Raw genomic sequence first — 25,361 nt, forward strand, 5'->3', positions numbered from 1 at the left:
TCAACGTCCCGTTCCGAAGCGCACACCGATCGTGGTGAGCACGACGTTGACTGCGAACAACGCGACCACACACAACACCAGGGTCTCGTTCACCGCGGTACCCACACCTTTCGAGCCGCCGGCCACCGTCAGACCGCGGTAGCAGCCGACGAGCCCGGCGATCAGACCGAACAGCGTGGCCTTGATGACCGAGATCAACACCTCGGGGAACCCGGTGAGCAGGGTCAGCGTGGACACATAGGCGCCGGCCGAGACGTTCTGGATGTAGACGCCGAAGAAGAAGCCGCCGACCAGGCCGATGGTGATCACCGCGCCGTTGAGCATGAAGGCCACGAAGGTGGAGGCCACCACGCGGGGAACGACCAGCCGCTCGATGGGATCGATGCCGAGCACCTCGAGAGCGTCGATCTCTTCACGCACCGTGCGGGCGCCCAGGTCGGCGCAAATCGCGGTCGAGCCGGCACCGGCCACCACGAGCACGGTGACCAGCGGACCGAGTTGGGTGACTGCACCCAGCGCCGCGCCCGCGCCCGAGACGTCAGCCGCGCCGAACTCCGCCAACAGGATGTTGAGGGTGAAGATGATGAGCACGGTCAGCGGGATCGACACCGCGAGGGTGGGCAGAAAGGCCACCCGGATGAGGAACCAACTCTGCAGCACGAACTCTTTCCACTGGAAAGGCCGTGTCAGAAGGGCTTTTCCGGTGAGCACGCTCATCTTGAAGAAGCCACCGACCATGGCCATCGGCTTCTCCAGTTGACCACGTACGTATCCGACCAGCCCGTCGGCAGGCGCTGTCACCGGTGCACCCCTTGGACGTGTTGCACGCCCCCTCCTCGTCGCCTGTCGGTTTGTGTGATCCGCCTCTCCCTACTCGTGAGTAGTAAGTGAGACCACCGGACTGTACCCGATCGAAACCGGGCCGTGCACCGCATCCGGTGGATTGTGCCATCAACCGTTAGCGAAGACACCAGATAGCCGCAATCTTTCGGCGCTACCTGCAGAAACCGTTGACGCTGAGTTGCTTTCGCTAACGTCAACGCCGTGGTGCGGCGATAGGTGAACCGAAGCGTTCCCGCAGTTCCGTCTTGAGCACCTTGCCCGACGGATTGCGCGGCAGGGCGTCAACGATTTCGAGCGCTTTGGGGTGCTTGTAGCGGGCGAGCCGTTCGGTGAGGAAGACGTCGAGCTCGCCGATCTGCAGAGCGTCGGCTCCGGCCAGCGCGATCACGGCCACCGGTACCTCACCCCACTTTTCGTCGTGCCGGCCGATGACGGCGACCTCCGTGATGGCCGGGTGGGCCGCGAGGACGTTCTCCACCTCGGCGCAGTAGATGTTCTCGCCGCCGGAGATGATCATGTCCTTCTTACGGTCGACGACCCAGATGTAACCCTCCTCGTCCTGGCGGACCAGATCTCCGGAGTGGAACCAGCCACCGGCAAACGCCTCGGCGGTGGCCTTCGGATTGTTCCAGTAGCCGGCCATCAAAGTCGGGGCGCGGTAGACGATCTCGCCGACCTCGCCGACCGGCACGTCGTTCATGTTCTCGTCGACGATCCGGGCGGAGACGGTCGGGATGACCTGGCCCACCGAACCGAGTTTGCGAATCGCGTCGTCCGCCAACAACATGCACGTGACCGGAGACATCTCGGTCTGACCGAACGCGGCGAGAATCTGGCTGCCCGGGAAGGTTTCGGCCATCGCCCTCAGCAGCGTGTCCGACGCCGGCGCGGCGCCCCACGACAGCGAGCGCAGGCACAACTGACGCGGATTGGCCTGTTGCTCAGCGCACACCGCCTGCCACTGCGCGGGCACCAGGAAGATCGCGGTGACCTTTTCCTCGGCGAGCACGTCGAGCAGTGCGCCAGGGTCGAACGCCCCCAGCGGGTAGATGACGGTGGGCAGGCCCAGCATCAGGCCGGTGTTCACATTGCCTGCCACGCCGGCGATGTGGAACAGCGGGACGCCGATGAAACCGACGTCGTTGTTGATGTCGACGCCGCTGGTGAACAGGTTGGTCATGCCCTGCCCGGCGAGGTTGGCATGGGTCAGCACCGCACCCTTGGGACGGCCGGTGGTGCCCGAGGTGTACATGATCAGCGCGGGCGCATCGCTGGGGATGTCGACCGGTTGCGCGGGATCGCCTTCTTCGGCGATCAGATCCTCATAGCCCAGGACCGTGTCATCGGCCGGGCCTTCGGTGCCATCGCCTGCCACGACGATCGACGTCAGCCTGGCATCGAGGTCGCGCACCGCGGTGGCGACGCCGGCCAGCACGGGCTCGGTGACCAACACGTGCGCGTCGCAGTCGCTGACCAGGAAGGCCACCTCCGGCGGGGTCATCCGGAAATTGACCGGCACCGCGATCGCGCCGAGCTTGATGGCGGCCAGCATCGCCTCGATGAACTCCGGGCGGTTGAGCATCAGGATCAGCACCCGATCGCCGGAGCCGACACCGCGCCGGCTCAGTGCGTCGGCCAGCCGGGTCACACGGTGGTCGAGTTCGCGCCACGTGGTGGTGCGGCCGAGGAACCGCAGCGCGGTCTTGTCGGGCTGCATCAGTGCATGCCGTGTCAGCTGGTTGGCCCAGTTCTGACGACGCGCCAGGTACGGCTGCTCAGTGGGGGACGGCTCGGCAGTCACCGGATCTGTACTCCATCGGTATCGAGTTGCGTGAAGTTTATATTTGATCAAACATGGGGTTGCCCCGGTCACACTATGGCCTCGGCGCCTCGGCGACAAGCCCACCAGAAAGGCGACCGGTATCTCGTGAACGCACCTGCCAGAACGGCTGTGCAGCGTCGGGTCGGGCGGCGCGAGCAGCTCTCGGACGAGGTGGCCGCCCAGCTCCGGGCCGAGATCATGACCGGCGTGCTACGGCCGGGGACATTCATCCGCCTCGACGAAACCGCGGCGGCCCTCGGGGTCAGCATCACCCCGGTCCGCGAGGCGCTGCGAACCTTGCGCGGCGAAGGCATGGTCCAGCTGGAGCCAAACCGCGGGCATGTCGTGGTTCCGCTGACCCGTACCGACGTCGAAGACATCTTCTGGCTGCAGGCCACCATCGCCCGCGAACTCGCCGCCACCGCCACAGTGCGCATCACCGAGGCCGAGATCGACGAGCTGGAGCAATTCAATGCCGAGCTCGCGGCGGCCGTCGAGCGACGTGACCCAGACGGCATCGCGTCCGCCGAGTTCGCCTTTCACCGGGCGTTCAACCACGCCAGCGGCCGGATCAAGCTGGCGTGGTTCCTGCTACATGTCGCGCGGTACCTGCCCGGCCAGCTCTATTCGAGGGACCCTGGGTGGGGCCCCCAAGCCGTGAAGAGCCACCGCGAGCTGATCGATGCCCTGCGCCGGCGCGACGCCCCGGCCGCGGTCGAGCTCAACGCAAGCCAGTTCACCGACGGCGCCCAGCGGCTCATCGCGCGCTTGGATGAGATCGGGATGTGGGACTAGAGCTTCGGGTGTCCGGTGTCCGGGGTCGGGTGTCCGGGTCCGGTGTCGCCATGCGGCCGTGACCGGTGTCCCGGGGGCATCCCCCGGCCCGGTGGCCGGCCTGGACGCAGGGCGTGTCATCGTTTCGCGTGTCGGCGGTCGAGACGGATAGCCGATGTGCCCGGCTAATAGCGACAATTCAGCGACTATCGCCCCACACATATCCTGGGTATCACTGGCCACAGCCTCGATGTTTACTTACGTCACTCCAGGTCACACCTGCCCCTTCCGTCACCATTTTGGCTTTGCCCACTTGTCAGCGACGGAGTCGCTGACAATCGGTCGCTGGACAGATGATGCTCATGAGGTCAATGGGGCCCGAGAGGCAAAACCGTTGCGCGACAATGGGTTTACCGAGGCTTGAGATGCCAATGTGGCGATAGTCGCTGAGTTGTCGCGCATAGGCGGGCACATCGAATAGGCGCGCGAGATTCGCGGCCGCGGTAGCTGTCGGTGCCCCGTGACAACGTGACGCCATGACGGACAAACTCTTGTTGCGGGGCACCAATCTTCGCTACGTGCTGACAATGCAACTGCTCCGGTACGGCACGCAATCGGTCGCCGATCTGGTCGACGCGCTCGACGATCAAGGATTCACGATCTCGGGTCGGCCGTCGAAGACCATCTCCGATGCGTTGCGCTGGGAAATGGCGCACGGCCGGGTGCTGCGCATCCGACACGGCCGCTACCGGCCCGGGGAGGTGCCCCGGTCGACCGAGCACCGCATCCGCAACCGTGTCATGGAGTTGCGGGCGGCAGCCGCTGACCGTGCGGTCAGGGCGGCCTAGGCCAGCTGCTGCACCCTGCCGACGAGAGCGTTGGCCAGATGGTCCAAGGTGTCGCCGATCAGCTTCTTGACCATCATGGCCGGCACCGGCAGCTTGACCTCGACCTCGAGATCCACCTGGAGCAGGGTGCTGGTCGGACCGAGCGGCACGACCGAAAACCGCTGTTCCTGTTTGGTGAAATGATCGCCCTGCTGCAGCACGGTGTAGATCTGGTTCTCCGCGGGGTAGTAGACGGCGTTGACGAAAACGCCAGACTGCCCCTGGATCTCGACGTCGAGACGCAGCTGGCTGGGCCGGCCGTCGTCATAGCGAGCCAGGATCCAGCACCCTTTGATCTCGGGGTTCCACTGCCGATAGGCCTCGAAGTCGGCGACGATGGCCAGGATCTTCTCGGCAGGGGCTTCAACCTCTACGGTCTTGCTCACGAGCGGCATCCGGCTAGCATATCGACTGCAACAGCTCGCGGATCACGTCGGGAATCGGAACCGGACGGCGCGTGGTCCGGTCGACGTAGACATGCACCCAATGCCCCACCGCCGCCACCGGTCCGTCCGGCTCGAACAACCCCAGCCGGTAGGTCACGCTGCTGGTGCCCAACCGTGTCACGGCCAGGCCGACCACCAGCGGATCCGGGAACTTCAGCTCGGCGTAATACCGGCACCCCGACTCCGCGACCACCCCGAGCCACGGCGCAGCGACCGGATCGACGTCGCAGTTGGTGTTGATCCACGCATTGATCGCGGTGTCGAACAGCTCGTAGTACACCGCGTTGTTGAGGTGACCGAACATGTCGTTGTCGGTCCATCGAGTCAGCACTGGCCAGTGCAGCGCAAAATCATCGCGGGTGAGGTCCGTCATACCTGGAGTCTGTCAGCAGGTGCAGGCTGGTAGTCATGAAGATCCGCGGAGCCATCCTCGAGCACATCGGCCTGTCCCGCCCGTACGCCGAGTCGCTGCCGATCCGGGTGAGTGACCTCGAGCTCGCCGAACCGGGGCCGGGCGAACTGCTGGTCCGCATCGAGGCGGCCGGACTGTGCCACTCCGACCTGTCCGTGGTGGACGGCAACCGGGTACGCCCCGTCCCCATGCTGTTGGGTCACGAAGCCGCCGGCATCGTGGAGGCCGGTGACACCGATCTGCCGGTCGGCCAGCGGGTGGTGATGACGTTTCTGCCCCGCTGCGGTGCGTGTCCGGCCTGCGCGACGGACGGCCTGACGCCGTGCGGCCCCGGGTCGGCCGCCAACGGTGCCGGCACCTTGATGAACGGCGACATCCGGCTCACCCGCGACGGCCAGCCGGTGTTCCACCACCTCGGCGTATCCGGATTCGCCACCTACGCCGTCGTCGACCGCCGCTCGGTGGTGCCCGTTCCGGCCGACGTTCCCGCGACGGTGGCCTCGTTGTTGGGCTGTGCGGTGCTCACCGGCGGCGGGGCGGTCCTCAATGTGGGCGTGCCTCGGCCCGGGCAGACCGTGGCGGTCGTCGGGCTGGGCGGGGTCGGCATGGCGGCGGCCCTCACCGCGCTGGCCCACGACGGGGTCCGCGTCGTCGGCGTCGACCAGCTCCCGGACAAGCTCACCCGCGCCCGTGAACTCGGTGTGCACGAGACCTACACCCCTGAGCAGGCCGCCGGTGTCAAGGCCGACGTGGTGATCGAAGCGGCCGGACACCCTGCCGCACTCGAAACGTCCATCGCACTCACCGGACCTGGCGGACGCACCATCACCGTCGGCCTGCCCCGCCCGGATGCACGAATCTCGGTGTCCCCGTTGGGGTTCGTGACCGAGGGCCGCTCGCTGATCGGCAGCTATCTGGGCTCGGCGGTGCCGTCGCGCGACATCCCGCGCTTCGTCGAACTCTGGCGGGACGGCCGCTTACCGGTGGAGTCCCTGGTGTCCGGCACGATCGCGCTGGAGGCGATCAACAGCGGGATGGACGAACTCGCCGAGGGTCGCGCGGTGCGTCAGATCATCGAGTTCTAGAACCTCACCGGATCGTGCTCGCGCCACCGTCGACCGGGATCACCGCACCCGTGATGTAGGCGCTGGCCCGGCTGGCCAGGAACACCGAGATGCCGGCGATGTCGTCGGGCTGTCCGATCCGGCCCAACGGAAGATGACCACCCACCTCATCGGCGCCGGCCCGCAACAACTCTTTCGTCATCCGGGATTCGAACAACCCGGGCGCGATGGCGTTGACCAGAATCCGCGGGGCCAACTCACCGGCCAGGTGGCGGGTCAGCATGTGGACGGCTGCCTTGCTGGCGCTGTAGGAGAAGTTGTCCCGCCCTTTCTCCGGCGCGACGATGCCGTCGATGCTGCCGGTGTTGATCACGCGTGCCGGATCCTCTTCGGTGGCAGCCGAATTCAACAACGGGGTGAGCGCCCGGGTCAGCAGGAAGACGCCTTTGACGTTGACGTTGTAGACCTTGTCGAACCCGGATTCGGGGAACTCGTCGTAGGGCGCACCCCAGGCCGCCCCGGCGTTGTTGAACAGCGCATGGATCGCGTCCTCGCGTCCGGTGATCGCCGCGGTCAGCGCGGCCACCCCCTCTGCCGTCCCGAGATCGGCAGGTACCGCGGCCACCCGGCCGAGCCCCGACAGCGCGTCCACCGCTGCGTGAAGCTCGGCTTCCTTGCGGCTGGACAGGTACACGCTGGCACCGGCCTGCAGCAGCCCCCGCGCCATCATCAGGCCGATCCCGCGGCCGCCTCCGGTGACGACGGCGACCTTGCCGTCCAATCGGAACAAATCAGTCATGCCCGACAGTCTGCTACGTATAACGGAGGTAGGAGGACAGCATGGCTACCACCAAGATCGACTTCAGCTCGGTGCAATGGGGCTCGGTGGAGTGGACCAACCTGTGCACGCTCTACCTGCGGGCCTGCGAAAGCCGTTTGGACAGACCGGTTTTGGGCGATCACGCGGCCGCAGAGGCCGTCGACCGCATCGACTACGACTTCACCCGCATGCACCGCGCTTCGGTGCCCTGGGCCAACCAGTTCCTGGTCGCGTTGCGGGCCGAGAAGCTCGACGGCTGGACTGTCGACTTCCTGAACGCGCATCCCGACGCCGTGGTGTTGCACCTGGGCTGCGGCTTGGACACCCGGGCATTCCGGGTGAACCGGCCCGCGACGGTGGACTGGTTCGATGTCGACCAGCCCGGTGTGATCGAGCTGCGCCGCAAGCTGTACGACGACGGTCCGGGTTACCGGATGATCGGATCGTCGGTCAACGAGGCGGGCTGGCTCGAGCAGACGCCGACCGGCCGCCCCACCTTGATCGTGGCCGAAGGCCTGTTGATGTACCTGGACGAGGCCGACGTGCGGACGCTGCTGGGCCGTCTCACCGATCGTTTCGACAGCGGTGAGATGACGTTCGACACGATCGCGGCGATCGGCCCCAAGCTGTCCAAGTTGTTCACCAAGGGCATCATCAAGTGGGGCACCAGCGATATCCATGAACTCGAACGATGGAATCCACGGCTGCGGCTTCTCGAGCGGGTTCCGGCCTACGCCGACTACCAGGCCATCCCGCTGACCGCCCAGCGATTGTTGTTCCGGCTCGTCAACGTCACCCTGGCCGGACGCTATGACGTGCTGAACCGGTTCGCGTTCTAGGACCTCTGCTCGGTGGCCAGTCCGAGCGGGGATTCGTTGCGGACCGTCTCGTCGCGGATCAAGCCGCGCAGCAGGGCGGTGCTGAATTCGACGGCGATCTCCTCGGCGGTGCGACGTCCGTGCGGACGTAGCCACCGGTAGGCACCGAGGGTCATGCCGATGTAGCCCAGGGCCAGGACGTGGGAGTCGCAGTCGAAGAACTCCCCGCTGGCGATCCCGCGATCGATCACGTCACGGACATGCTCGTAGACCTGGGTCTCCGCACGCCGGATGTAGGTCACCTGGTCCTCGGTGAACCACTCGGCGATGTAGGGCCCCTCCTGGAAGTACACCGCGGCGCGTTCCAGGTCGTTGGCGATACCGACCAGCAGCCGCCGGGTGAAGTTGTAGATGGTTTCGCGCGCCGAGGCCGTGGGATCGTCGTGCAGAGCTTCGACGGTGAAGTCCGCGGTGCTCTTGTAGATGTCGTAGAGGATCAGCGACTTGCTGGAGTAGTAGTGGTAGACGGTCGCCTTGTTCAGCCCGACCGCCTCGGCGACGTCGTCCATCCTGGTGCCGTGATAACCGCGCGCGGCGAACAGTTTGGCCGCCACGGTCAGCAGCTCATCGCGGCGGGATGACCCGTTGGCAGCCGCTCCTCCGCGCCCCCGGCCGCCCTCTGCATCGGATGACATAGCACACTCACTATCAGCATCGCCCGGACGTTGCCCGGGAAATCAATCAACTAGATGGTTGAAGAGTGTAGGCAATTCCGTTCCCGACCCTGTTCCGCCCTTGCTTACTGCGTCTAGACTGCGGGGATGGATCCGAATCCTGACTATGACCTCAGCGACGAGAGCGACTTCTTCTTTCCGTGGCTGGCCTGGGGTCTGCGCGGCGTGTACCCGCCGCCGGCTTATCCCCCGGTGTGATCACGGCTGCTGATCAGCCTCTGCGGTTTTCGCGCGCCGGTGATGCCGGCGCGCCTTCATTCGGTTTCCACAGATAGCCATCGAGCACCAGCGCGCGGTGTTCGGCTTGCTGCGATCGATCAGGAACAGCCGGCATTCCGGGTTCGCGCACGCGCGTAGCCGCCCCGGACTCGTGTTCTGGAGCTCATCCCAGGCCAGCACGGCCCGCACCGCCCCGCGTCGGGCGTCATCGACGTCCAGGTCCCAGCTCAGCCCGTCAACTGTCGCACTCGCCCGCAGTGCCACTGCGTTGACGAACGGTTCGAGCGCGGCCGCTGACTCTTCCCCACGCACCACGGCCTGAAGGACATCCCGGGCCTCGATCAGGTGCGCCAGTTCAGCCTTGCGCAACCCATGCTCGCGCAGCCAGACCTGCGCGCCGGAGGCTTCCCCGAGCACGTCGTGCTGCAACCCGTCGCTCACCGGCGTGGTGTTGAGCAGATCGAGCAGCAGGGCTTCGTCGCACGAGCCGATCTCCACCAGCTTCATAACTAACCTCCAAAAATCTATTGACAGGTTACCCCTCTCGGCGTTGACTGTCCCTAACCGTCAAAACTATTTATAGGAGTTAGTCATGACCGTGCACCATCGCTACGCCAACGTCGACGGCAAGCAGCTGTTCTACCGGGAGGCCGGGGCGCCCGATGCACCGGCGATCGTGCTGCTGCACGGCTTCCCCACGAGTTCGTACATGTTCCGCGACCTCATCCCCCGACTGGCCGAGCGCTACCACGTCATCGCTCCCGACCACCTGGGCTTCGGACACTCCGACGCGCCCGCCGCCACCGAGTTCGACTACACCTTCGACTCGCTCGCCGATCTCACCGACGGTCTGCTCGACCACCTCGGAGTGGACCGTTACGCGATCTACGTCCAGGACTACGGCGCCCCGATCGGCTGGCGGCTGGCCCTGCGACACCCGGAGGCGATCACCGCGATCGTCACCCAGAACGGCAACGGTTACGACGAAGGCTTCGTCGAGAGCTTCTGGACCACGGTGTGGGACTACCAGCGCGAGCAGACCGCCGAAACCGAAGCAGCCATCCGGACTGCCTTGGATGTCGAGGGCATCAAATGGCAGTACCTGACCGGGGTTGCCGACGAGAGTCTGGTCAACCCCGACACCTGGGTGCACGACGCGGCCATGGTCTCCCGCCCCGGCAATGACCTGGTGCAGCTCAAGCTGTTCCGTGACTACGCGACCAACGCACCCCTCTACCCCGCACTGCACGAATACCTGCGCACCAGTGGGGTTCCCGTGCTCGCCGTGTGGGGCGAAGGTGATCCCATCTTCGGCCCCGACGGTGCGCGGGCCTTCGCCGACGACGCCGTCGACGCCGAGATCCACCTGCTCGCCGGCGGGCACTTCCTGCTGGAGACACACGTCGACGAGGTCGCCGGCCTGATCGACGGGTTCCTGCAGCGGCGGGTCGTCCGATGAGGCCAGAGGTCCTGGTGTTCGACGTCAACGAGACGCTGATCGACATCGACTCCCTGCAACCGCATTTCAGCCGGATCTTCGGCGATCCACTGGTACTGCGCGAATGGTTCGGCCAGTTGGTGATGTACTCCATGGCCGTCACCCTGGCCGGGCATTACACGGACTTCTTCACCCTCGGCCAAGGAGTTCTGCGCATGACCGCCGACAGCCACCGTGTGCACCTCGACGAGGACGATCTGCGGGGACTTGCCGAGAGCATGCAGACGATGCCCGCCCACCCAGATGTGGCAGACGGCTTGCAACATCTCCGCGACAATGGCTTTCGCCTTGTCACACTGACGAATTCACCGCACCGAGCGGGCCCGACGCCGTTGGAGCGAGCCGGCCTGCACCGATACTTCGAGCACCAGTTCAGCGTCGACGACCAGCACGCCTTCAAACCGTCGCCGTCGTTGTACACCGACGTCGCCGGTCGCCTGGGCGTGGCACCGTCGGCCTGCATGATGGTCGCCGCGCACATGTGGGACACCATCGGAGCCCAGGCCGCCGGGCTGCGCGGCGCCTTCATCGCGCGCCCGGGCAACAGCGTCCTGGCCGTACCCGGCATCCCCCGGCCCGAGATCGTCGCCTCAGATCTGTTACGGCTCAACGAATTACTGGAGAACCTCTCATGACCACACAAATGCGGGCGATCGTCCTCGACGGCTTCGGTGGGCTCGACCACCTGGTCTATGCGGACATCCCCAAGCCCGAGCCCAAGGCCGGGGAAGTCGTCATCCAGATCAAAGCCTTCGGCATCAACCACGCCGAGATGCACATGCGCCGCGGGGAATGGGCCGAGGCGGCGCAGGTCAGCGGCATCGAATGCGTCGGGATCGTCGACTCGTGCCCCAGCGGGGAATTCCTCGTCGGCGCGAAAGTCGCCGCACTCATGGGTGGGCTGGGCCGCACCGTCAACGGCAGCTATGCCGAGTACACCCGGGTGCGGGCCGCCAACGTCGCGCTGATCGAGGCCGACTTGCCATGGGACCAACTGGCCGCCCTGCCCGAGACCTATGCCACGGCGTGGACGTGCCTGTTCCGCAACATCGATCTCCAATCCGGCCAGACCCTGGTGATCCGCGGCGCCACATCATCGTTCGGACAGGCCGCCGTCAAACTCGCGGTCAACGCGGGTGCGCACGTCATCGCGACCACGCGCAGCCCCGAACGATTCGCGCTGCTGGAACGGCTCGGCGTCGCCCGCGCCGAAAAGGAAGTACCGGACCTGAGCGCACACATCGCCGAGTCCGGGTCCGTCGATGCGGTACTCGACCTCGTCGGCAACAGCACCATCCTGGATTCCCTGGACATGTTGCGCCGCGGTGGAACCGCCTGCCTGGCCGGGTGGTTGGGTGGGCTGGATCCGATCCCCGATTTCAATCCGCTGTTGCGGATGGCCAGCGGAGTGAACCTCAGCTTCTTCGGCAGCTTCGTGTTCGGCACACCGGGGTTCCCGTTGTCCGACGTGCCGTTGGGCGAGATCGCCGGCCAGGTCGCCGACGGCGTCCTGGACGCCGCGCCGTCACGCGTATTCGGCTTCGACGAGATCCGCGAGGCGCATCGAGCCATGGAATCTGGCGAAGCGGGCGGGAAAATGGTGGTCGTGGTCTGACGCCGACGTATTCGATCGATCTGCTTCACCGAAAGTGACGCCAGGGTCGTTGCCCGTGACGGTTTACGACCCTGCTGTCACTTTCGGTGAACGGCTTTACGCCGCGGCCAGCTTGACCGCGTCACTCACATCCGTGCGCAACTTGAGGTACTCCGGCGAACGTCGCAACTCGTGCGCGTCGACGCCGGTATGGGGCAACTCCACCGGCAGGTCCAGCGCGATCTTTCCCGGCCGCCGGGTCAGCACCACGATCCGGGAGCCCAGAAACGCGGCCTCGTCGGCACTGTGTGTCACGAAAACCGTGGTGCGGCCCGACTCCGCGCTCACCTGGCGGACATCTTCCTGCAACCGCTCCCGGGTCAGGGCATCCAAAGCCGCGAACGGCTCGTCGAGCAGGAACAGTGGCGTCTCGGCCGCCAGCGCCCGGGCGATCGCCACCCGCTGCTGCTGCCCGCCGCTGATCTCCCAGATCTTGCGGCCGGCGGTACCTTCCAACCCGACGCGCTCCAACAGCTCTTCGCGGCGCTCCGATCGTCGCTCGCGCGGCACACCGGCGTACTTGAGCGCCAGATCCACATTGCCGCCCACCGTGCGCCACGGAAACAACCGTGGCTGCTGGAACACCACGCCGGAGGTGACCCCCGGTGTCGGGCGGGCGCCGGACACCTCCACCTGGCCCTCAGACGGCGTTTCGAACCCGGCGATCAGACGCAACAACGTGCTCTTGCCGCACCCCGACGCTCCCACCAGAACCAGAAACGACCCGGCTTCGACGTCGAGATCCACCGGTCCGAGCGCGGTGACCTCCTCCGCGCCACGCCCGTAGCGGTGGGCGACGTTGGTGATCTTCACACCACCGGCAACGTCACTGTTTGGCAATGACATCGGGCAGCCCCTTCGTATAGATGGCGTCGGAGAACGTCTGCAGCGGCGCGGCCTGCGGGATCTGTTTCTGATCGGCCAGGAACTGCGAGGCGCTCTGCAGGTTGACCGCCAGGTTGCCCGGCGCGTCGTCGGTACCGAGCCACGCGGCCGAGGCCACCTCGGCCGGGGTCAGGTAGACGCCTTGTTTGAGTTGTCCGGCAAGGTCTTCCGGGCTCAGCCCGACCTCGGCGGCGATCGCCTTGGCTGCAGCCTGCGGATCGTTGTGGATCACATCCAGGGCCCGCGCCTGCTGTTGCCGCCAGATGTCGACGACCTCGGGATGTGCGTCGGCGAACTCGTCGGACACCACGGAGAGATCCAGCGTCGGCTTGCCGTCCTTGGCCAGCTGCCGGCTGGTGATGAGATCCCTACCGGTCTTGCGAAGTTCATCTAGGGTGGGCAGCCAGCTGTAGGCTGCGGCGATGTCCCCGCGGCCCCAGGCCGCCAAGATCGCCTGCGGTTGCAGGTCGATCAGCTGAACATCACTGGGCGACAACCCATTCTGGGCGACGGCCGCCAACAGGCTGTAGTGCGCGGTGGAGGCGAACGGCGTGGCTATCCGCTTGCCCTTGAGGTCGGCGATCGAGTTGACCCCGGCGCCGTCCCGGGCCACCAGGGCCTCGTTGTCCCCGGCGACGTCGAGCACGAACGCCACCTTGTAAGGAATGTTGAGCGGTGCGGACAGGCCGCGCGCGACCGGACTGGAGCCGATCGAGGCGAAATCCAGTTCCTTGGCGATGAACGCGGTGTTCACGTCGGCGCCCGAATCGAACTTCGTCCACTTGATGTTGTAATCCGGCAATGCCTCTTCGAGCCACTTGTTGTTCTTGACGATCAGATCGCCGCTCGGAAAGGATTGGTAGCCAATGCGAATGGTGGGTTTCGCAGGATCGTTGCCGGTCCCCCCGTCCTGGCCCACCGCGCAGCCGGCCAGCGCGACCATCGATATCGCGGCGGCGGCCAGCAACGACTTGAATTTCATATCCGTCCTCTCCACGGAACCGCGCGCCGCTCCACGGCACGCAAACCTCCATCGATCACCAGGCCGGAGATCCCGATGGCGAAGATCCCGACCAGCACGACCGGGGTGTTGTTGTAATTGCTTGCGTCCTTGACCAATCCGCCGATGCCGGGGATGCCGTTGAACAGTTCGGCGGCCACCACCGACGAATACGCCATGCCCACCGCCAACCGGATACCGGTGAAGGTCTCCGGCAATGCCGAGGGCACCACGACGTCGCGGATCACCTGTGCCCGGGTGGCGCCCAACGCCCGGGCCGCCTCCTGCAATCCGACCGGCGCGGCGACCACGGCCGCGGTGGTGGCGACCGCCGCCGGCGGCAGCGCCGCCAGCGCCAGCAGCGTGATCTTGGGCGCCTCGTCGATGCCCAGCCAGATCACCAGCAGAAAGAAGTAGGCCAGCGGGGGCAGAGCCCGTAGGAACGTCAGCCATGGTTCGAGCACACTGCGCAACCAGCCAACCGAACCCATCAGCAGCCCCAGCAGGACGCCGAGCGTCACACCGACGATCACACCGGCCAACACCCGGCGCAGCGTCATGTACAGGTGTTCGGACAACAGGTACCCGGCGTAACCGCGGACGCCGTCATGGGTGGTCGAGATGTCGATGAACGCGCGCCAGACCGCGGACGGGTACGGCACGAAAGTCTGGTTCCAGATGCCGGCCCACGCCACCAGTTGCCACACCGCGAAGAACACCACGACCGACAGCACCGGCAGGGCGAGGTGGACCAGCCGGAAATGGCCGCGGGAGGCCGGCGCGATCCGGCGCGGCTCGGCTTCGGACTCGCCGGCGGTGATATCGACGAACACAGACACTGTGGACGGCTTTCTGTTGCTGAAGCAGGGGTGTGGCGCAGGGCTTCAGCGACGACAGCAACCCGGCAGTGTTCCGTTCATCCGGATATTGGTACCGGCCGGCGTCGCCACGATGAAGGGCTCAAATCGTGGTGAGTTTTATCCGCAGGTCAGGAGGTCAGACGTGGCAGCGCACGGATGGCGTAGCGCGCACTGAGCAGGACCAGCGTGGTGGTGACGACGAACAGCGGCCAACCCATCACCAGGCGCGCCACAGCGAGCAGACCGTCCTGGCCCGTGTCGTAGAGGTAGTTCTGCACCAGGAACCGCGACCAGGACACCGCCGCCAGGACCGCGGTGACGACATTGAAGACCAGCCGCACGCCGGGGACCTGACGCCAGGTGCTGTCATGGCCGGTGGCCCAGGCCCAGATCACCCCGACGAGGGGGCGCCGGACGAGGATCGAGCCGGTCATGACCACGGCCGAGGCCAGGGACATCCAGATACCTGGCAGATAGAAGTCCTTGGCCTGGCCGGTGACCAGGGCCAGCAGCGCGCAGGCCGCCACCCCGACGAATCCCCACAGCGCGGGCCGGACGGATTCACGACGCAGCAGCTGCCAGCCGAACACGACGGCCGCTGTCGCCAGCGCGGCGATGATCGCGGGCACCCGGCCCGAGAGCGCGGAGACCGTGGCGTACACGGTCACCGGCAGCGCCGAGTAGACCATGCCGCTGACACCGCCGACGCGCGCCATCAGTCCGTCGAGTGGGGAATCCGCCATGGGGGTGTGGGCCTCGCGTTCAAGATCGGGCAGGTCCCCATCGAGAGTACCGAGCACGCGCGTGGCTACCGCTGCAACGATCCGGCGGTGCTTGACTGATGGACGTGAGACAGGTGCAGGGACGAATCTGGCGATCTGGAGAGCCGGTCGACGGCTTCACGTTCTCGGCCATCTCCGATTGTCTGGCCGACGAGGACACCCTCGTCTGGGCCGACATCTACAACCCCGATCACGCAGCGCTTCGTGAACTCGCCGAGGAACTCGGGCTCAATACGTGGGCCGTCGAAGATGCCGTCGCCCCCAAGGAACGCACGAAAGCGTCTGTGTACCACACACATACGTTCTTCACGGTGTACGCGGTCGACGTCCGGGAGCCCGATGGGAACGCCGAGCCGTTCACGTCGCTGTTGGTCAAGCACCGCATCTCGGCGTTCGTGCTGCCGCGCGGTCTGATCACCGTCCGGTTGCCCAGCGTCAACGGCGCGGCCACCGAGTTCGACGTCAGCGAGGTCTCGCGCCGCTTCGACGACCTCGGCGGCCAGCGCTACGGGGTCGGCGCCCTGGTACACGGCCTGCTCGACGTCGTCGTCGACGGGCACTTCGAGGCCGTCGAGGCACTCGACGACGCCATCGAATCCCTTGAGGACGAGCTGTTCGACGAACGCGGCCCCCGCCGCGGTCTGCAGCGGCGCACCTTCACGCTCCGCAAGGATCTGGTCGAACTGCGCCGAGTCGTGCTGCCCATGCGTGAGGTGGTCAGCACCATTCAGCACCGGCGGCTGGATTCACCCACCGCGGCCGAACTCGATCCGCTGTATGCGGACCTGTACGACCACGTCCTGCGCGCCTCGGAGTGGACCGAATCTCTGCGGGACATGGTCACCACGGTGTTCGAGACCAACTTGTCGCTACAGGACGCCCGGCTCAACACGGTGATGAAGAAACTCACCGGGTGGGCCGCGATCATCGCGGTGCCCACCGCCATCACCGGCTTCTACGGACAGAACGTGACGTACCCAGGCATCGACACCGTGGCCGGGTTCGTCGTCAGCAGCGCCTTGATCGTGCTCCTTGTCGTATTGCTGTACGTGATGTTCAAACGCCGTGACTGGTTGTAACGATTCAGTAGGAACTTCGCGGGAGGCGTCGCGCACCCACCCTCGAGGGGGGAGCGCAACAGCGGTTACGCAGATGGGAGACTCTTCTCCAGTCCAACCAACAGATCGGACCGGAGTCGATGATCATCGGGATACCGCGCGAGTCCCTGCCTGGGGAAACGCGCGTCGCTGCCACACCGCAAACCGTCGGGCAGATTGTCAAGCTCGGCTACACAGTAGTCGTGGAGTCGGGCGCAGGTGCCGCCTCGAGTTTTGCCGACGCGGCCTACGTAGACGCGGGTGCGCAGATCGGCCAGGCGTGGGATGCCGATGTCGTGCTGAAGGTCAACGCACCAGACGATGCCGAGATCGGCAAGCTGCGCGACGGTGCAACGCTGGTCAGCCTCATCTCCCCCGCACTCAAGCCCGAGCTCGTCGAGAAGCTCTCGAGCCGGCCGATCACGGTGCTGGCCATGGACGCGGTGCCGCGGATCTCGCGCGCCCAGTCGCTGGACGTGCTGTCCTCGATGGCCAACATCGCCGGCTACCGCGCGGTGATCGAGGCTGCCCATGAGTTCGGCCGGTTCTTCACCGGTCAGGTGACCGCGGCAGGCAAGGTGCCCCCGGCCAAGGTGCTCGTCGTGGGGGCCGGTGTGGCCGGTCTGGCCGCCATCGGTGCCGCCGGCAGCCTGGGCGCGATCGTGCGGGCCACCGACCCCCGCCCCGAGGTCGCCGATCAGGTCGCCTCGCTCGGCGGGGAGTACCTCTCGGTGGCCGATGAGGCGGCAGAGGTGTCGGCCACGGGCTACGCCAAGGAGATGGGCGACGATTACAAGGCTCGCGAGGCCGCGTTGTACGCCGAGCAGTGCAAGGACGTCGACATCATCGTCACGACCGCGCTGATCCCGGGCAAGCCCGCGCCGCGCATCATCACCGCCGAGATGGTGGCCTCGATGAAGCCGGGCAGTGTGATCGTCGACATGGCCGCGGCCAACGGCGGCAACGTCGAGGGCACCGTCAAGGACGAAGCCATCGTCACCGACAACGGCGTGACGATCATCGGCTACACCGATCTGGCCGGTCGTCTGCCCGCTCAGGCCTCACAGCTGTACGGCACCAACCTGGTGAACCTGCTCAAGCTGCTGACCCCGGAGAAGGACGGCAAGGTCGTTCTCGACTGGGACGACGTGGTGCAGCGCTCGGTGACCGTGGTGCGCGACGGGGAGATCACCTGGCCACCGCCGCCGGTGCAGGTCTCCGCAGCCCCGGCCGCCGCCCAGCCGGCCGCCGCCCCGGTGGTCAAGGAAGACAAGCCGCCGATGTCCACCGGACGCCGGCTCGGGATCACCTTCGGCGCGGCCGCGGTGATCTTCGCGCTGATCGCGGCCTCGCCGTCGGCGCTGCAGGTGCACCTGACGGTCTTCGCGTTGGCGATCGTGATCGGCTACTACGTGATCGGCAATGTGCACCACGCGCTGCACACCCCGCTGATGTCGGTGACCAACGCGATCTCGGGCATCATCGTCGTCGGCGCACTGCTGCAGATCGGCCACGGCAACCTGCCGATCACCGTCTTGGCCTGCGCGGCGATCCTGCTGGCCAGCATCAACGTATTCGGCGGCTTCGCGGTGACGCGTCGCATGCTCGCGATGTTCTCCCGCAGCTAGAACCTGCGTGCCCACAAGAACTTTGGAACGGATTCCATGCTCACCTTAGAAAACGTTGCCACGGCCGCCTACGTCGTCGCAGCACTGCTCTTCATCCTCGCTCTGGCCGGGCTGTCCAAACACGAGACCTCGCGCGCCGGAAACAGTTTCGGCATCGCCGGTATGGCGATCGCCCTGATCGCGACCATCGCGCTGGCCTTCGACCGCAAGATCGAGCCGCTGGGCCTGGCCCTGTTGATCGGCGCCATGATCGTCGGCGCCGCGATCGGCCTATGGCGCGCCAAGGTCGTCGAGATGACCGGCATGCCCGAGCTCATCGCCCTGCTCCACTCCTTCGTGGGTCTGGCCGCCGTGCTGGTCGGCTGGAACGGTTACCTGCACGTCGAAGGTGATCCCGCCGGCGCCGAAGCCGCCGCCCTGGCCCGCGACGGCATGCTCGGCATCCACTCCGCCGAGGTGTTCATCGGCGTGTTCATCGGTGCGGTCACCTTCACCGGCTCGATCGTGGCCAACCTCAAGCTCTCGGCCCGCATCAAGTCCGCCCCGCTGATGCTGCCCGGCAAGAACTTCCTCAACGTCGGCGCACTGGTGGTTTTCGTGGCCCTGACGGTGTGGTTCGTCATCGATCCGCACCTGTGGCTGCTCGTGGTGGTCACCGTGCTGGCCCTGCTGCTCGGCTGGCACCTGGTCGCCTCGATCGGCGGCGGCGACATGCCCGTCGTGGTCTCGATGCTCAACAGCTACTCGGGCTGGGCCGCAGCCGCTTCCGGCTTCCTGCTTGGCAACGACCTGCTGATCATCACCGGCGCTCTCGTCGGCTCCTCCGGTGCCTACCTGTCCTACATCATGTGCAAGGCGATGAACCGCTCGTTCATCTCCGTCATTGCCGGCGGTTTCGGCATCGAGGCCGGGCCCGCCGAGGACAAGGACTACGGCGAACATCGCGAGATCAATGCCGAAGGCGCGGCTGAGCTGCTCGCCCACGCCGACTCGGTGATCATCACGCCGGGCTACGGCATGGCCGTCGCGCAGGCGCAGTACGGCGTGGCCGATCTGACCCGCAAGCTGCGTGAGCGTGGGGTCAATGTGCGCTTTGGCATCCACCCCGTCGCCGGCCGCCTGCCCGGGCACATGAACGTGCTGCTGGCCGAGGCCAAGGTGCCCTACGACATTGTGCTGGAGATGGACGAGATCAACGACGACTTCGACGGCACCTCCGTCGTACTCGTCATCGGCGCCAACGACACCGTCAACCCGGCCGCCGCCGAAGATCCGGGCAGCCCGATCGCCGGCATGCCGGTGCTCACGGTGTGGAACGCCGACAACGTCATCGTGTTCAAACGCTCCATGGCCTCGGGCTACGCCGGTGTGCAGAACCCGCTGTTCTTCCGGGAAAACACCCAGATGCTGTTCGGCGACGCCCGTGACCGTGTCAACGACATCCTGGCGGCCCTGCCCGCCCCGGAGCGCGTCTAGTTTCACTGCCCAGCAGTCCGTAAAGACCCCCTATTTCATAGGAAATAGGGGGTCTTCGCGACTTTCACGGGGCGAGAATCCACCTATGAAAATTGTTGTTCCGGGGTGGATGCAGCACATGTACGACGCCCACCATTACGCGCCCGCGGTGATCGACGGCGAGCACCTGCGCTGCTCGGGAATGATGGGCATCCGTGCGGACATGTCCCTGCCGGACGCGCCGCGGGACCAATTCATCCTGGCGTTCGAGAACCTCCGCGGATTACTGGCCGAAGCGGCGTTGACGTTCGTCGAGATCATCGAAATCACCAGCTACCACGTCGACCTGCAACAGCACATGCAGACCTTCATCGAGGTCAAGAACGAGTTCGTGGCTGCCCCGTATCCGGCGTGGACCGCGGTCGGCGTCACCGAGCTCGCCGTGCCAGGCGCGCTGGTCGAGATTCAGATCCTCGCTCGGATGCGTTGATCGGGAGACCCGACCACATATCGTCTCGGGACGCTGTGACGAGTGTGCAGGAAAACGTCGCCATTTCGCCGGATTCTCCACCAAAGGGTGCACATTCGTCACAGTGCGGCCAACCGGACATACCGGCCGAGCCCGGCGTACCGATCTGGCCGATACCGCCGGACGTCCCAGATGCGACCCCTCGGTAAGGTCCTACCTAGAAACTAGGAGATGCAACTATGCCGGTGGACCGTCTACTTCCCTCCGACGAGGCACGCGAGCTGATCGCGCTCACCCGTGACATCGCCGACAAGGTGCTCGACCCGATCGTCGACGAGTACGAGCGCGACGAGAAGTACCCCGAGGGTGTCATGGCCCAGCTCGGCGCGGCCGGGCTGCTGAGCCTGCCGCAGCCAGAGGAGTGGGGTGGCGGCGGGCAGCCGTATGAGGTCTACCTCCAGGTGCTCGAGGAGATCGCCGCGCGGTGGGCCGCCATCGGCGTCGCGGTCAGCGTGCACAGCCTCTCCTCGCACGCGCTGCTGGTGTTCGGCACCGACGAGCAGAAGCAGCGCTGGCTGCCCGGCATGCTCTCCGGCGAGCAGATCGGCGCCTACAGCCTGTCCGAGCCGCAGGCCGGCTCCGACGCCGCCGCGCTGAACTGCAAGGCCACCCGGGACGGCGACAGCTACGTGCTCAACGGCTCGAAGGCCTGGATCACCCATGGCGGGAAGGCTGATTTCTACACCCTGTTCGCCCGCACTAGCGAGGGGAGCGGTTCCGGAGGGCAGGAGCGCAGCGACCGGGGAAAGCAAGGGAGCATTTCCTGCTTCCTGGTCCCCGGTGATCTCGACGGCCTGAGCTTCGGCAAACCCGAGGAGAAGATGGGCCTGCACGCGGTGCCGACCACCTCGGCCTTCTACGACAACGCCCGCCTCGATGCCGACCGGTTGATCGGCGCCGACGGCCAGGGGCTGTCGATTGCGTTCTCCGCGTTGGACTCCGGCCGGCTCGGCATCGCCGCGGTGGCGGTCGGCATCGCCCAGGCCGCCCTCGACGAGGCCATCCGCTACGCCCACGAGCGCACCACGTTCGGCCGCAAGATCGTCGATCATCAGGGCCTGGGATTCCTGCTGGCCGACATGGCCGCCGCGGTGGTCAGTGCGCGGGCCACCTACCTGGATGCCGCGCGCCGCCGCGATCTCGGATTGCCGTACTCCACGCAGGCCAGCGTCGCGAAACTGATCGCCACCGACGCCGCCATGAAAGTCACCACCGATGCCGTGCAGGTCTTCGGCGGCGTCGGCTACACCCGCGACTTCCGTGTCGAGCGGTACATGCGCGAAGCCAAGATCACCCAGATCTTCGAGGGCACCAATCAGATTCAGCGACTGGTCATCTCGCGGGGACTGGGCTCCTGACGAAGTCGGTCACCTCGGCCAGGAACTGCTCCGGCTGCTCGACCATCGGGCTGTGGCCCGAATTTTTGATGATCACTGGCGGCAGCCCGGCCGCGGTGTAGCGCGCGACGTTGGGCCCCGTCGGTGTCAGCACATCGTGCTCACCCCACAGCACGAGCACCGGTTTGTGCAGTGCAGCAAGCGTTTCCGCAACCGGTGGGGCTTCGGCTTTCGAATCACACACCCCGGCGTAGGTGAGCCGCTCCAGCGAGCGATGGGCAAACTCCGGCACCGGGTAGTCAGCGGCAAACCCGGTCTGCAAGGAACTTTCGGTGATGGCATCGACACTGCGGAACCGATCCAGCGCAGGCCCGATGACCGGCCAGCACACCATCTTTCCGAGCAACGGCATCGCGACCAGATCGTCGGCGCCGGGGGTGTCGGACACCACGATGCGCTCCACCAGGTCCGGGTGCTGCTGAGCCAATGCGGCGGCCACCTTTCCACCCATCGAATGCCCGACCACCACGGCCTTGCGCACACCCAAGGCGACGAGAGCGTCGTGCACCGCCGCGGCCTGCCCCTCAGCCGTGTAGTCCGCCGCGTCGTCGGGCGCCTCGGAACCGCCGTGGCCCACCAGGTCGAGCGCGATCACCCGCTGATCGTGGGCCAACTGCGGGGCCACGCGATCCCACCACTCGATCGACGCGGAATACCCGTGCAACAACACCACCGCGCGCTCCCCTGGCGGTCCGTACTCACGCACGTTGAGATCCGGTCCGGCCAAGGTCAGCACATGCCCTCCGGCGAACACCTCGGCCTGCCGGTGCGCCCTGGTCACCACCAGCTCGTTCAGCAGCAACGCCAACACCGCCAGCACCAGCACGCTCACCGCGATGCGCAGTTTCATGCTGCGCACGGTAATGCTGTGACGGCTGATTTGACCAGCGCATTTCCCCGGTGCGAGCAGCTTCAGCGAACGGCCTCATAATGGCAGTGCCATGAATGCACCTGCCCACGCCACCACCGCTCCCCGGCACCGGATGCCGCGCCGCGGCGTGCAGGCCGCCCGCCGGGCCGCCATCGGCCTGACCGCGGCGGCTGTGCTGGCCGGAACCGGTATGGGCTGGGTGACCTACCACGGCGCGCTGGACGGCATCACGACGTCCAACGCGCTGGAGGGCGGGCCGGTCTCCACCGGGGATACCGAGAACATTCTGATCATGGGGCTGGACAGCCGGCTGGACCAGCACGGCAACCCGCTGCCCGAGGACATCTATCAGGCACTGCACGCCGGCGACGAGACCGTGGGCGGCTACAACGCCAATGTGCTGATCGTGGTGCACCTGCCCGGCGACGGCAGTCCGGCCACCGCGTTCTCCATCCCCCGCGACGACTACGTCGACCTGGCGGGCTGCGACGTCGACCCCTGTAAGGGCAAGATCAAGCAGGCCTACGGTTGGGCCTATCAGCGCGAAATGGAATCACTGGAGTCCGATTCCGAAGAAGATACGTCCGCACACGAGCAGCAGGCCCGCGAAGCCGGGCGCCGAGCCCAGATCGCCACGGTCCGTAACCTGCTCGGCATCCCGATCGACCATTTCGTCGAGGTCACTCTCGGCGCCTTCTTCCAGATCGCCAAGGCGGTGGCGCCGATCACCGTCTGCCTCAACGCCGATACCGCCGACCCGTACTCCGGAGCCGACTTCCGCAAGGGCGTTCAGCAGATCGATGCCGCACAGGCCATGGCCTTCGTCCGTCAGCGCCGCGACATCAACGACGAGAACTTCACCGACCTCGACCGCACCCGGCGCCAGCAGGCGTTCATCGCGGCGCTGGTATCGGCCCTCGGTAAAAGCGGTGCGTTGTCCAGCCCGAGCAAGCTGCGCGAGCTACTCGACGTCACCAAGCAGAACGTCGCGCTGGACTCGGGATTCGACCTGGCCAGCTTCGCCAGCCGCGCCTCGGCCCTGACCGGTGCGCCGCCCACGCTCTACACCCTGCCGATCAAGGAGTTCGGCCAGAACTCACTCGGTGAGGACATCAACATCGTCGACATCCCCACCATCCGCGCCATCGTGCGTGACCTGGTCACCGAGGCCGGGCACGGGGGCACTGCCCCCACCGCGCCCGCCCATGTCCTCGAAGGCCACGGAGCGGTGCTCGACGTGATCAACGCCTCCACCTATACAGGCCTGGCGGCCCAACTCGAAACCACCTTCGGCACAGAGGGATTCACTCAGGGCCAGATCGGTGACGCCGAATCCCTGGCGGCCGTCAGCACGATCGACTACGGCACCGGCGCCGAGGCCGGCGCCCAGTCGCTGGCCGCGGAACTGGGCCTGATGGCCACTCCGTCATCCGAGATCGCCCCCGGCACCGTGCAATTGACGTTGGGGACCGACTTCCCCGGTGACGAGTACCTCACCGGATCGAGTGACTCCGCGTCGGAGTGGGATTCGAGTACGGATTCGAGCTGGGATTCGACGGCCGCGACGACGACGGAGGAGACCACCTCCAGCACACCGGTGACCACGGTGGCCGCAACGGCCACCGGCACGAAATCCGCGGCCCCCACCGACCTGAGCCAGATGAAGGTTTCCGGTGTGCCGTGTGTGAAGTAGCCGCGGCTACAGCGTGACCCGAACCTGAGTGCCGTAGCCGATCTCGGAACTGATCGCCATCGAGCCGCCCATGGCTTCGATGCGGACCTGCAGCGACGCCAGACCGATGTGCCCCTCGGCGACCGCCTGGGTCACCGTGGACGGGTCGAAGCCGGTACCGTCGTCGGCCACCGTCAGCACGACGCGTCCGCCCGCGGGGTAGAGACCGACCGAGATCGTGTGGGCGCCGGCATGTTTGTTGACGTTGGCCAGCAGTTCGCGTGCGGCGCGGTACAGCAGGGCCTGCCCGTCGGGATGACCCACCTCCTCCAGATCTGCCCGCACCGTCAGATCAGGACGATTCTCGTACTGGCGCAACAGTTCCCGAATCGCGGGGGCGAGGCCCAGCTGGGCCAGGACCTGCGGATGCAGTGCCGTCACCGTGGACCGCAGGCCGGCCGCGGTCTCCTGCAACGCCGCGTGCACCCGGTCCAGCCCGGGATCGGGAATGCGTTCGCGGATCTCGTCGAGGTCCAGGCGCGCGGCCAGCAAGGTCTGCAGCGGTCCGTCGTGCAGATGTTCGGCCAGTTCGGCATTGCGCAGGTCGTCGGCGCGGGTGGACTCCGACACCAGCTGGCGGCGGACTTCCTGCAGCGCCTGCACCCGGGCCGATCGTCGCGCCAGCACGAACGACAACGCGGCCGAGGCGACCGCGAGCCAGGCCAGGAACCCCACGTGCATGTAGACGATGTCGGGCAGGCCGACGTTGTCGTCGCGTTTGGAGTACAGGATCCACACCGCCAGGTATCCCAGCGCGGTACTGGCACCGAGCAGTGCGGTGAGCCATGGACGGTCTTGGAACGCCACGGATATCGGCAACAGGAAGAACACCGGCAGCAGGGCCGCGGTGGCGCCGCCGGAGACGGCGCACAAGGTGACGAGCACCAGCACATCGACTGCGGTGGAAGCCCATTCGGCCCACGGCGGCATGGGACCGCGGAACACCACCACCAACCAGAGCAGCGCCACCGCGGCATAGCCGCCCAGGATCACCGCGTACAGGGCCGGCAACCAGTGGTCGACCTCCCACACCGAGACCAGCACCACGATCAATCCGATCAACGGCAGCCGTAGCAGCGCCGAGACCCGCACGGGCTGGGTGGTGAAGAACTCGACGACGCGCCCGCTGCCCAT

General features: G+C 66.4%; 27 protein-coding genes. 14 read left to right on the plus strand and 13 right to left on the minus strand.

The annotated features are described in order from the left end of the window. The gene (locus A5740_RS16730; protein ID WP_175616274.1) at positions 1-744 is read right to left on the minus strand and encodes an ABC transporter permease; all 744 of its coding nucleotides are present in this window, start codon (positions 742-744) and stop codon (positions 1-3) included. Between the two features lie 292 nt (positions 745-1,036). Continuing rightward, a complete protein-coding gene (fadD5, locus tag A5740_RS16735; protein WP_139335175.1) occupies positions 1,037-2,644 on the minus strand; it encodes a fatty-acid--CoA ligase FadD5 in 1,608 nt (535 codons plus the stop codon). Positions 2,645-2,770: 126 nt separating this feature from the next. Between fadD5 and A5740_RS16740 the strand changes: the two genes are divergently transcribed. Together A5740_RS16740 and A5740_RS16745 are read left to right on the plus strand one after the other, a co-directional pair. Beyond that, on the plus strand, positions 2,771-3,460 hold the full coding sequence (locus tag A5740_RS16740) for a GntR family transcriptional regulator (protein WP_083654211.1): 690 nt from the start codon (positions 2,771-2,773) through the stop codon (positions 3,458-3,460). Positions 3,461-3,975: 515 nt separating this feature from the next. Then, positions 3,976-4,287 carry a hypothetical protein gene (locus A5740_RS16745; protein ID WP_076195697.1) on the plus strand — a complete coding sequence of 104 codons (312 nt, stop codon included), beginning with the start codon at positions 3,976-3,978 and terminating at the stop codon, positions 4,285-4,287. On the opposite strand, the gene A5740_RS16750 is transcribed toward A5740_RS16745, so the two are convergent. Together A5740_RS16750 and A5740_RS16755 are read right to left on the minus strand one after the other, a co-directional pair. Then, positions 4,284-4,721 (minus strand): SRPBCC family protein, encoded by a 438-nt coding sequence (locus tag A5740_RS16750; protein ID WP_076195699.1) that lies wholly within the window; start codon positions 4,719-4,721, stop codon positions 4,284-4,286. The two genes, A5740_RS16745 and A5740_RS16750, sit on opposite strands and share 4 nt — an antisense overlap. A 4-nt stretch (positions 4,722-4,725) precedes the next feature. After that, positions 4,726-5,145, minus strand: a complete 420-nt coding sequence (locus tag A5740_RS16755; RefSeq protein WP_076195701.1) for a thioesterase family protein — start codon at positions 5,143-5,145, stop codon at positions 4,726-4,728. Positions 5,146-5,180: 35 nt separating this feature from the next. Here A5740_RS16755 and A5740_RS16760 point away from each other — a divergent pair, with 35 nt between their 5' ends. Beyond that, complete coding sequence (locus tag A5740_RS16760; protein ID WP_076195703.1) at positions 5,181-6,269, plus strand: alcohol dehydrogenase catalytic domain-containing protein; 1,089 nt, start codon at positions 5,181-5,183, stop codon at positions 6,267-6,269. A 4-nt stretch (positions 6,270-6,273) separates the two neighbouring features. On the opposite strand, the gene A5740_RS16765 is transcribed toward A5740_RS16760, so the two are convergent. Next, entirely contained in the window at positions 6,274-7,047 is a 774-nt protein-coding gene (locus A5740_RS16765; protein WP_076195705.1) for an SDR family oxidoreductase, read from the minus strand. A 41-nt stretch (positions 7,048-7,088) separates the two neighbouring features. On the opposite strand from A5740_RS16765, the gene A5740_RS16770 reads away from it, so the two are divergent. Continuing rightward, complete coding sequence (locus A5740_RS16770) at positions 7,089-7,907, plus strand: class I SAM-dependent methyltransferase (protein ID WP_076195707.1); 819 nt, start codon at positions 7,089-7,091, stop codon at positions 7,905-7,907. Here the strand turns inward: A5740_RS16770 and A5740_RS16775 are convergent. Continuing rightward, positions 7,904-8,581 (minus strand): TetR/AcrR family transcriptional regulator, encoded by a 678-nt coding sequence (locus A5740_RS16775; protein ID WP_076195709.1) that lies wholly within the window; start codon positions 8,579-8,581, stop codon positions 7,904-7,906. The two genes, A5740_RS16770 and A5740_RS16775, sit on opposite strands and share 4 nt — an antisense overlap. Before the next feature lie 126 nt (positions 8,582-8,707). Here A5740_RS16775 and A5740_RS28420 point away from each other — a divergent pair, with 126 nt between their 5' ends. Further along, positions 8,708-8,818, plus strand: a complete 111-nt coding sequence (locus A5740_RS28420; protein WP_003883225.1) for a hypothetical protein — start codon at positions 8,708-8,710, stop codon at positions 8,816-8,818. On the opposite strand, the gene A5740_RS16780 is transcribed toward A5740_RS28420, so the two are convergent. Further along, entirely contained in the window at positions 8,819-9,346 is a 528-nt protein-coding gene (locus tag A5740_RS16780) for a CGNR zinc finger domain-containing protein (RefSeq protein WP_076195711.1), read from the minus strand. A gap of 85 nt (positions 9,347-9,431) precedes the next feature. Here A5740_RS16780 and A5740_RS16785 point away from each other — a divergent pair, with 85 nt between their 5' ends. Genes A5740_RS16785 through A5740_RS16795 form a run of 3 tightly spaced genes read left to right on the plus strand, consistent with a single transcriptional unit; the run spans position 9,432 to position 11,952 of the window. Beyond that, positions 9,432-10,298, plus strand: a complete 867-nt coding sequence (locus A5740_RS16785; RefSeq protein ID WP_076195713.1) for an alpha/beta fold hydrolase — start codon at positions 9,432-9,434, stop codon at positions 10,296-10,298. Next, positions 10,295-10,972, plus strand: a complete 678-nt coding sequence (locus tag A5740_RS16790; RefSeq protein ID WP_076195715.1) for a haloacid dehalogenase type II — start codon at positions 10,295-10,297, stop codon at positions 10,970-10,972. Before A5740_RS16785 ends, A5740_RS16790 begins: the two co-directional genes overlap by 4 nt. Beyond that, positions 10,969-11,952, plus strand: coding sequence for a zinc-binding alcohol dehydrogenase family protein (locus A5740_RS16795; protein ID WP_076195717.1), 984 nt, complete (start codon positions 10,969-10,971; stop codon positions 11,950-11,952). The genes A5740_RS16790 and A5740_RS16795 overlap by 4 nt, the downstream gene beginning before the upstream one ends. A gap of 96 nt (positions 11,953-12,048) precedes the next feature. Here the strand turns inward: A5740_RS16795 and A5740_RS16800 are convergent, their stop codons facing one another. The 4 genes from A5740_RS16800 to A5740_RS16815 all read right to left on the minus strand — a co-directional run bounded on the left by A5740_RS16800 (position 12,049) and on the right by A5740_RS16815 (position 15,479). Then, entirely contained in the window at positions 12,049-12,837 is a 789-nt protein-coding gene (locus A5740_RS16800; protein WP_139335176.1) for an ABC transporter ATP-binding protein, read from the minus strand. Further along, positions 12,818-13,858 carry an ABC transporter substrate-binding protein gene (locus A5740_RS16805; RefSeq protein WP_076195719.1) on the minus strand — a complete coding sequence of 347 codons (1,041 nt, stop codon included), beginning with the start codon at positions 13,856-13,858 and terminating at the stop codon, positions 12,818-12,820. Before A5740_RS16805 ends, A5740_RS16800 begins: the two co-directional genes overlap by 20 nt. Next, a complete protein-coding gene (locus tag A5740_RS16810; RefSeq protein ID WP_076195721.1) occupies positions 13,855-14,715 on the minus strand; it encodes an ABC transporter permease in 861 nt (286 codons plus the stop codon). The genes A5740_RS16805 and A5740_RS16810 overlap by 4 nt, the downstream gene beginning before the upstream one ends. 149 nt (positions 14,716-14,864) lie before the next feature. Beyond that, positions 14,865-15,479: a DUF3159 domain-containing protein gene (locus A5740_RS16815; RefSeq protein ID WP_076195723.1), complete on the minus strand. Its 615-nt coding sequence runs from the start codon at positions 15,477-15,479 to the stop codon at positions 14,865-14,867. 104 nt (positions 15,480-15,583) lie between these two features. Here A5740_RS16815 and A5740_RS16820 point away from each other — a divergent pair, with 104 nt between their 5' ends. The 5 genes from A5740_RS16820 (at position 15,584) to A5740_RS16840 (ending at position 21,585) form a co-directional block, all read left to right on the plus strand. Then, complete coding sequence (locus tag A5740_RS16820; protein ID WP_076196005.1) at positions 15,584-16,597, plus strand: magnesium transporter CorA family protein; 1,014 nt, start codon at positions 15,584-15,586, stop codon at positions 16,595-16,597. Positions 16,598-16,716: 119 nt separating this feature from the next. Continuing rightward, positions 16,717-18,243 carry a Re/Si-specific NAD(P)(+) transhydrogenase subunit alpha gene (locus A5740_RS16825; RefSeq protein ID WP_076195725.1) on the plus strand — a complete coding sequence of 509 codons (1,527 nt, stop codon included), beginning with the start codon at positions 16,717-16,719 and terminating at the stop codon, positions 18,241-18,243. 36 nt (positions 18,244-18,279) lie between these two features. Beyond that, on the plus strand, positions 18,280-19,719 hold the full coding sequence (gene pntB / locus A5740_RS16830) for a Re/Si-specific NAD(P)(+) transhydrogenase subunit beta (protein ID WP_076195727.1): 1,440 nt from the start codon (positions 18,280-18,282) through the stop codon (positions 19,717-19,719). An 85-nt stretch (positions 19,720-19,804) separates the two neighbouring features. Next, entirely contained in the window at positions 19,805-20,188 is a 384-nt protein-coding gene (locus A5740_RS16835) for a RidA family protein (protein ID WP_076195729.1), read from the plus strand. 218 nt (positions 20,189-20,406) lie between these two features. Further along, positions 20,407-21,585, plus strand: a complete 1,179-nt coding sequence (locus tag A5740_RS16840) for an acyl-CoA dehydrogenase family protein (protein ID WP_076195731.1) — start codon at positions 20,407-20,409, stop codon at positions 21,583-21,585. On the opposite strand, the gene A5740_RS16845 is transcribed toward A5740_RS16840, so the two are convergent. Then, entirely contained in the window at positions 21,560-22,474 is a 915-nt protein-coding gene (locus tag A5740_RS16845) for an alpha/beta fold hydrolase (RefSeq protein ID WP_076195733.1), read from the minus strand. The two genes, A5740_RS16840 and A5740_RS16845, sit on opposite strands and share 26 nt — an antisense overlap. A gap of 91 nt (positions 22,475-22,565) precedes the next feature. Between A5740_RS16845 and A5740_RS16850 the strand changes: the two genes are divergently transcribed. Further along, on the plus strand, positions 22,566-24,188 hold the full coding sequence (locus A5740_RS16850; protein WP_076195735.1) for an LCP family protein: 1,623 nt from the start codon (positions 22,566-22,568) through the stop codon (positions 24,186-24,188). A 6-nt stretch (positions 24,189-24,194) separates the two neighbouring features. Here A5740_RS16850 and A5740_RS16855 read toward each other — a convergent pair whose 3' ends face one another. Then, on the minus strand, positions 24,195-25,361 hold the full coding sequence (locus A5740_RS16855; protein WP_076195737.1) for a sensor histidine kinase: 1,167 nt from the start codon (positions 25,359-25,361) through the stop codon (positions 24,195-24,197).

The sequence above is a fragment of the Mycobacterium sp. GA-1841 genome (assembly GCF_001954135.1).
Lineage (GTDB): Bacteria > Actinomycetota > Actinomycetes > Mycobacteriales > Mycobacteriaceae > Mycobacterium.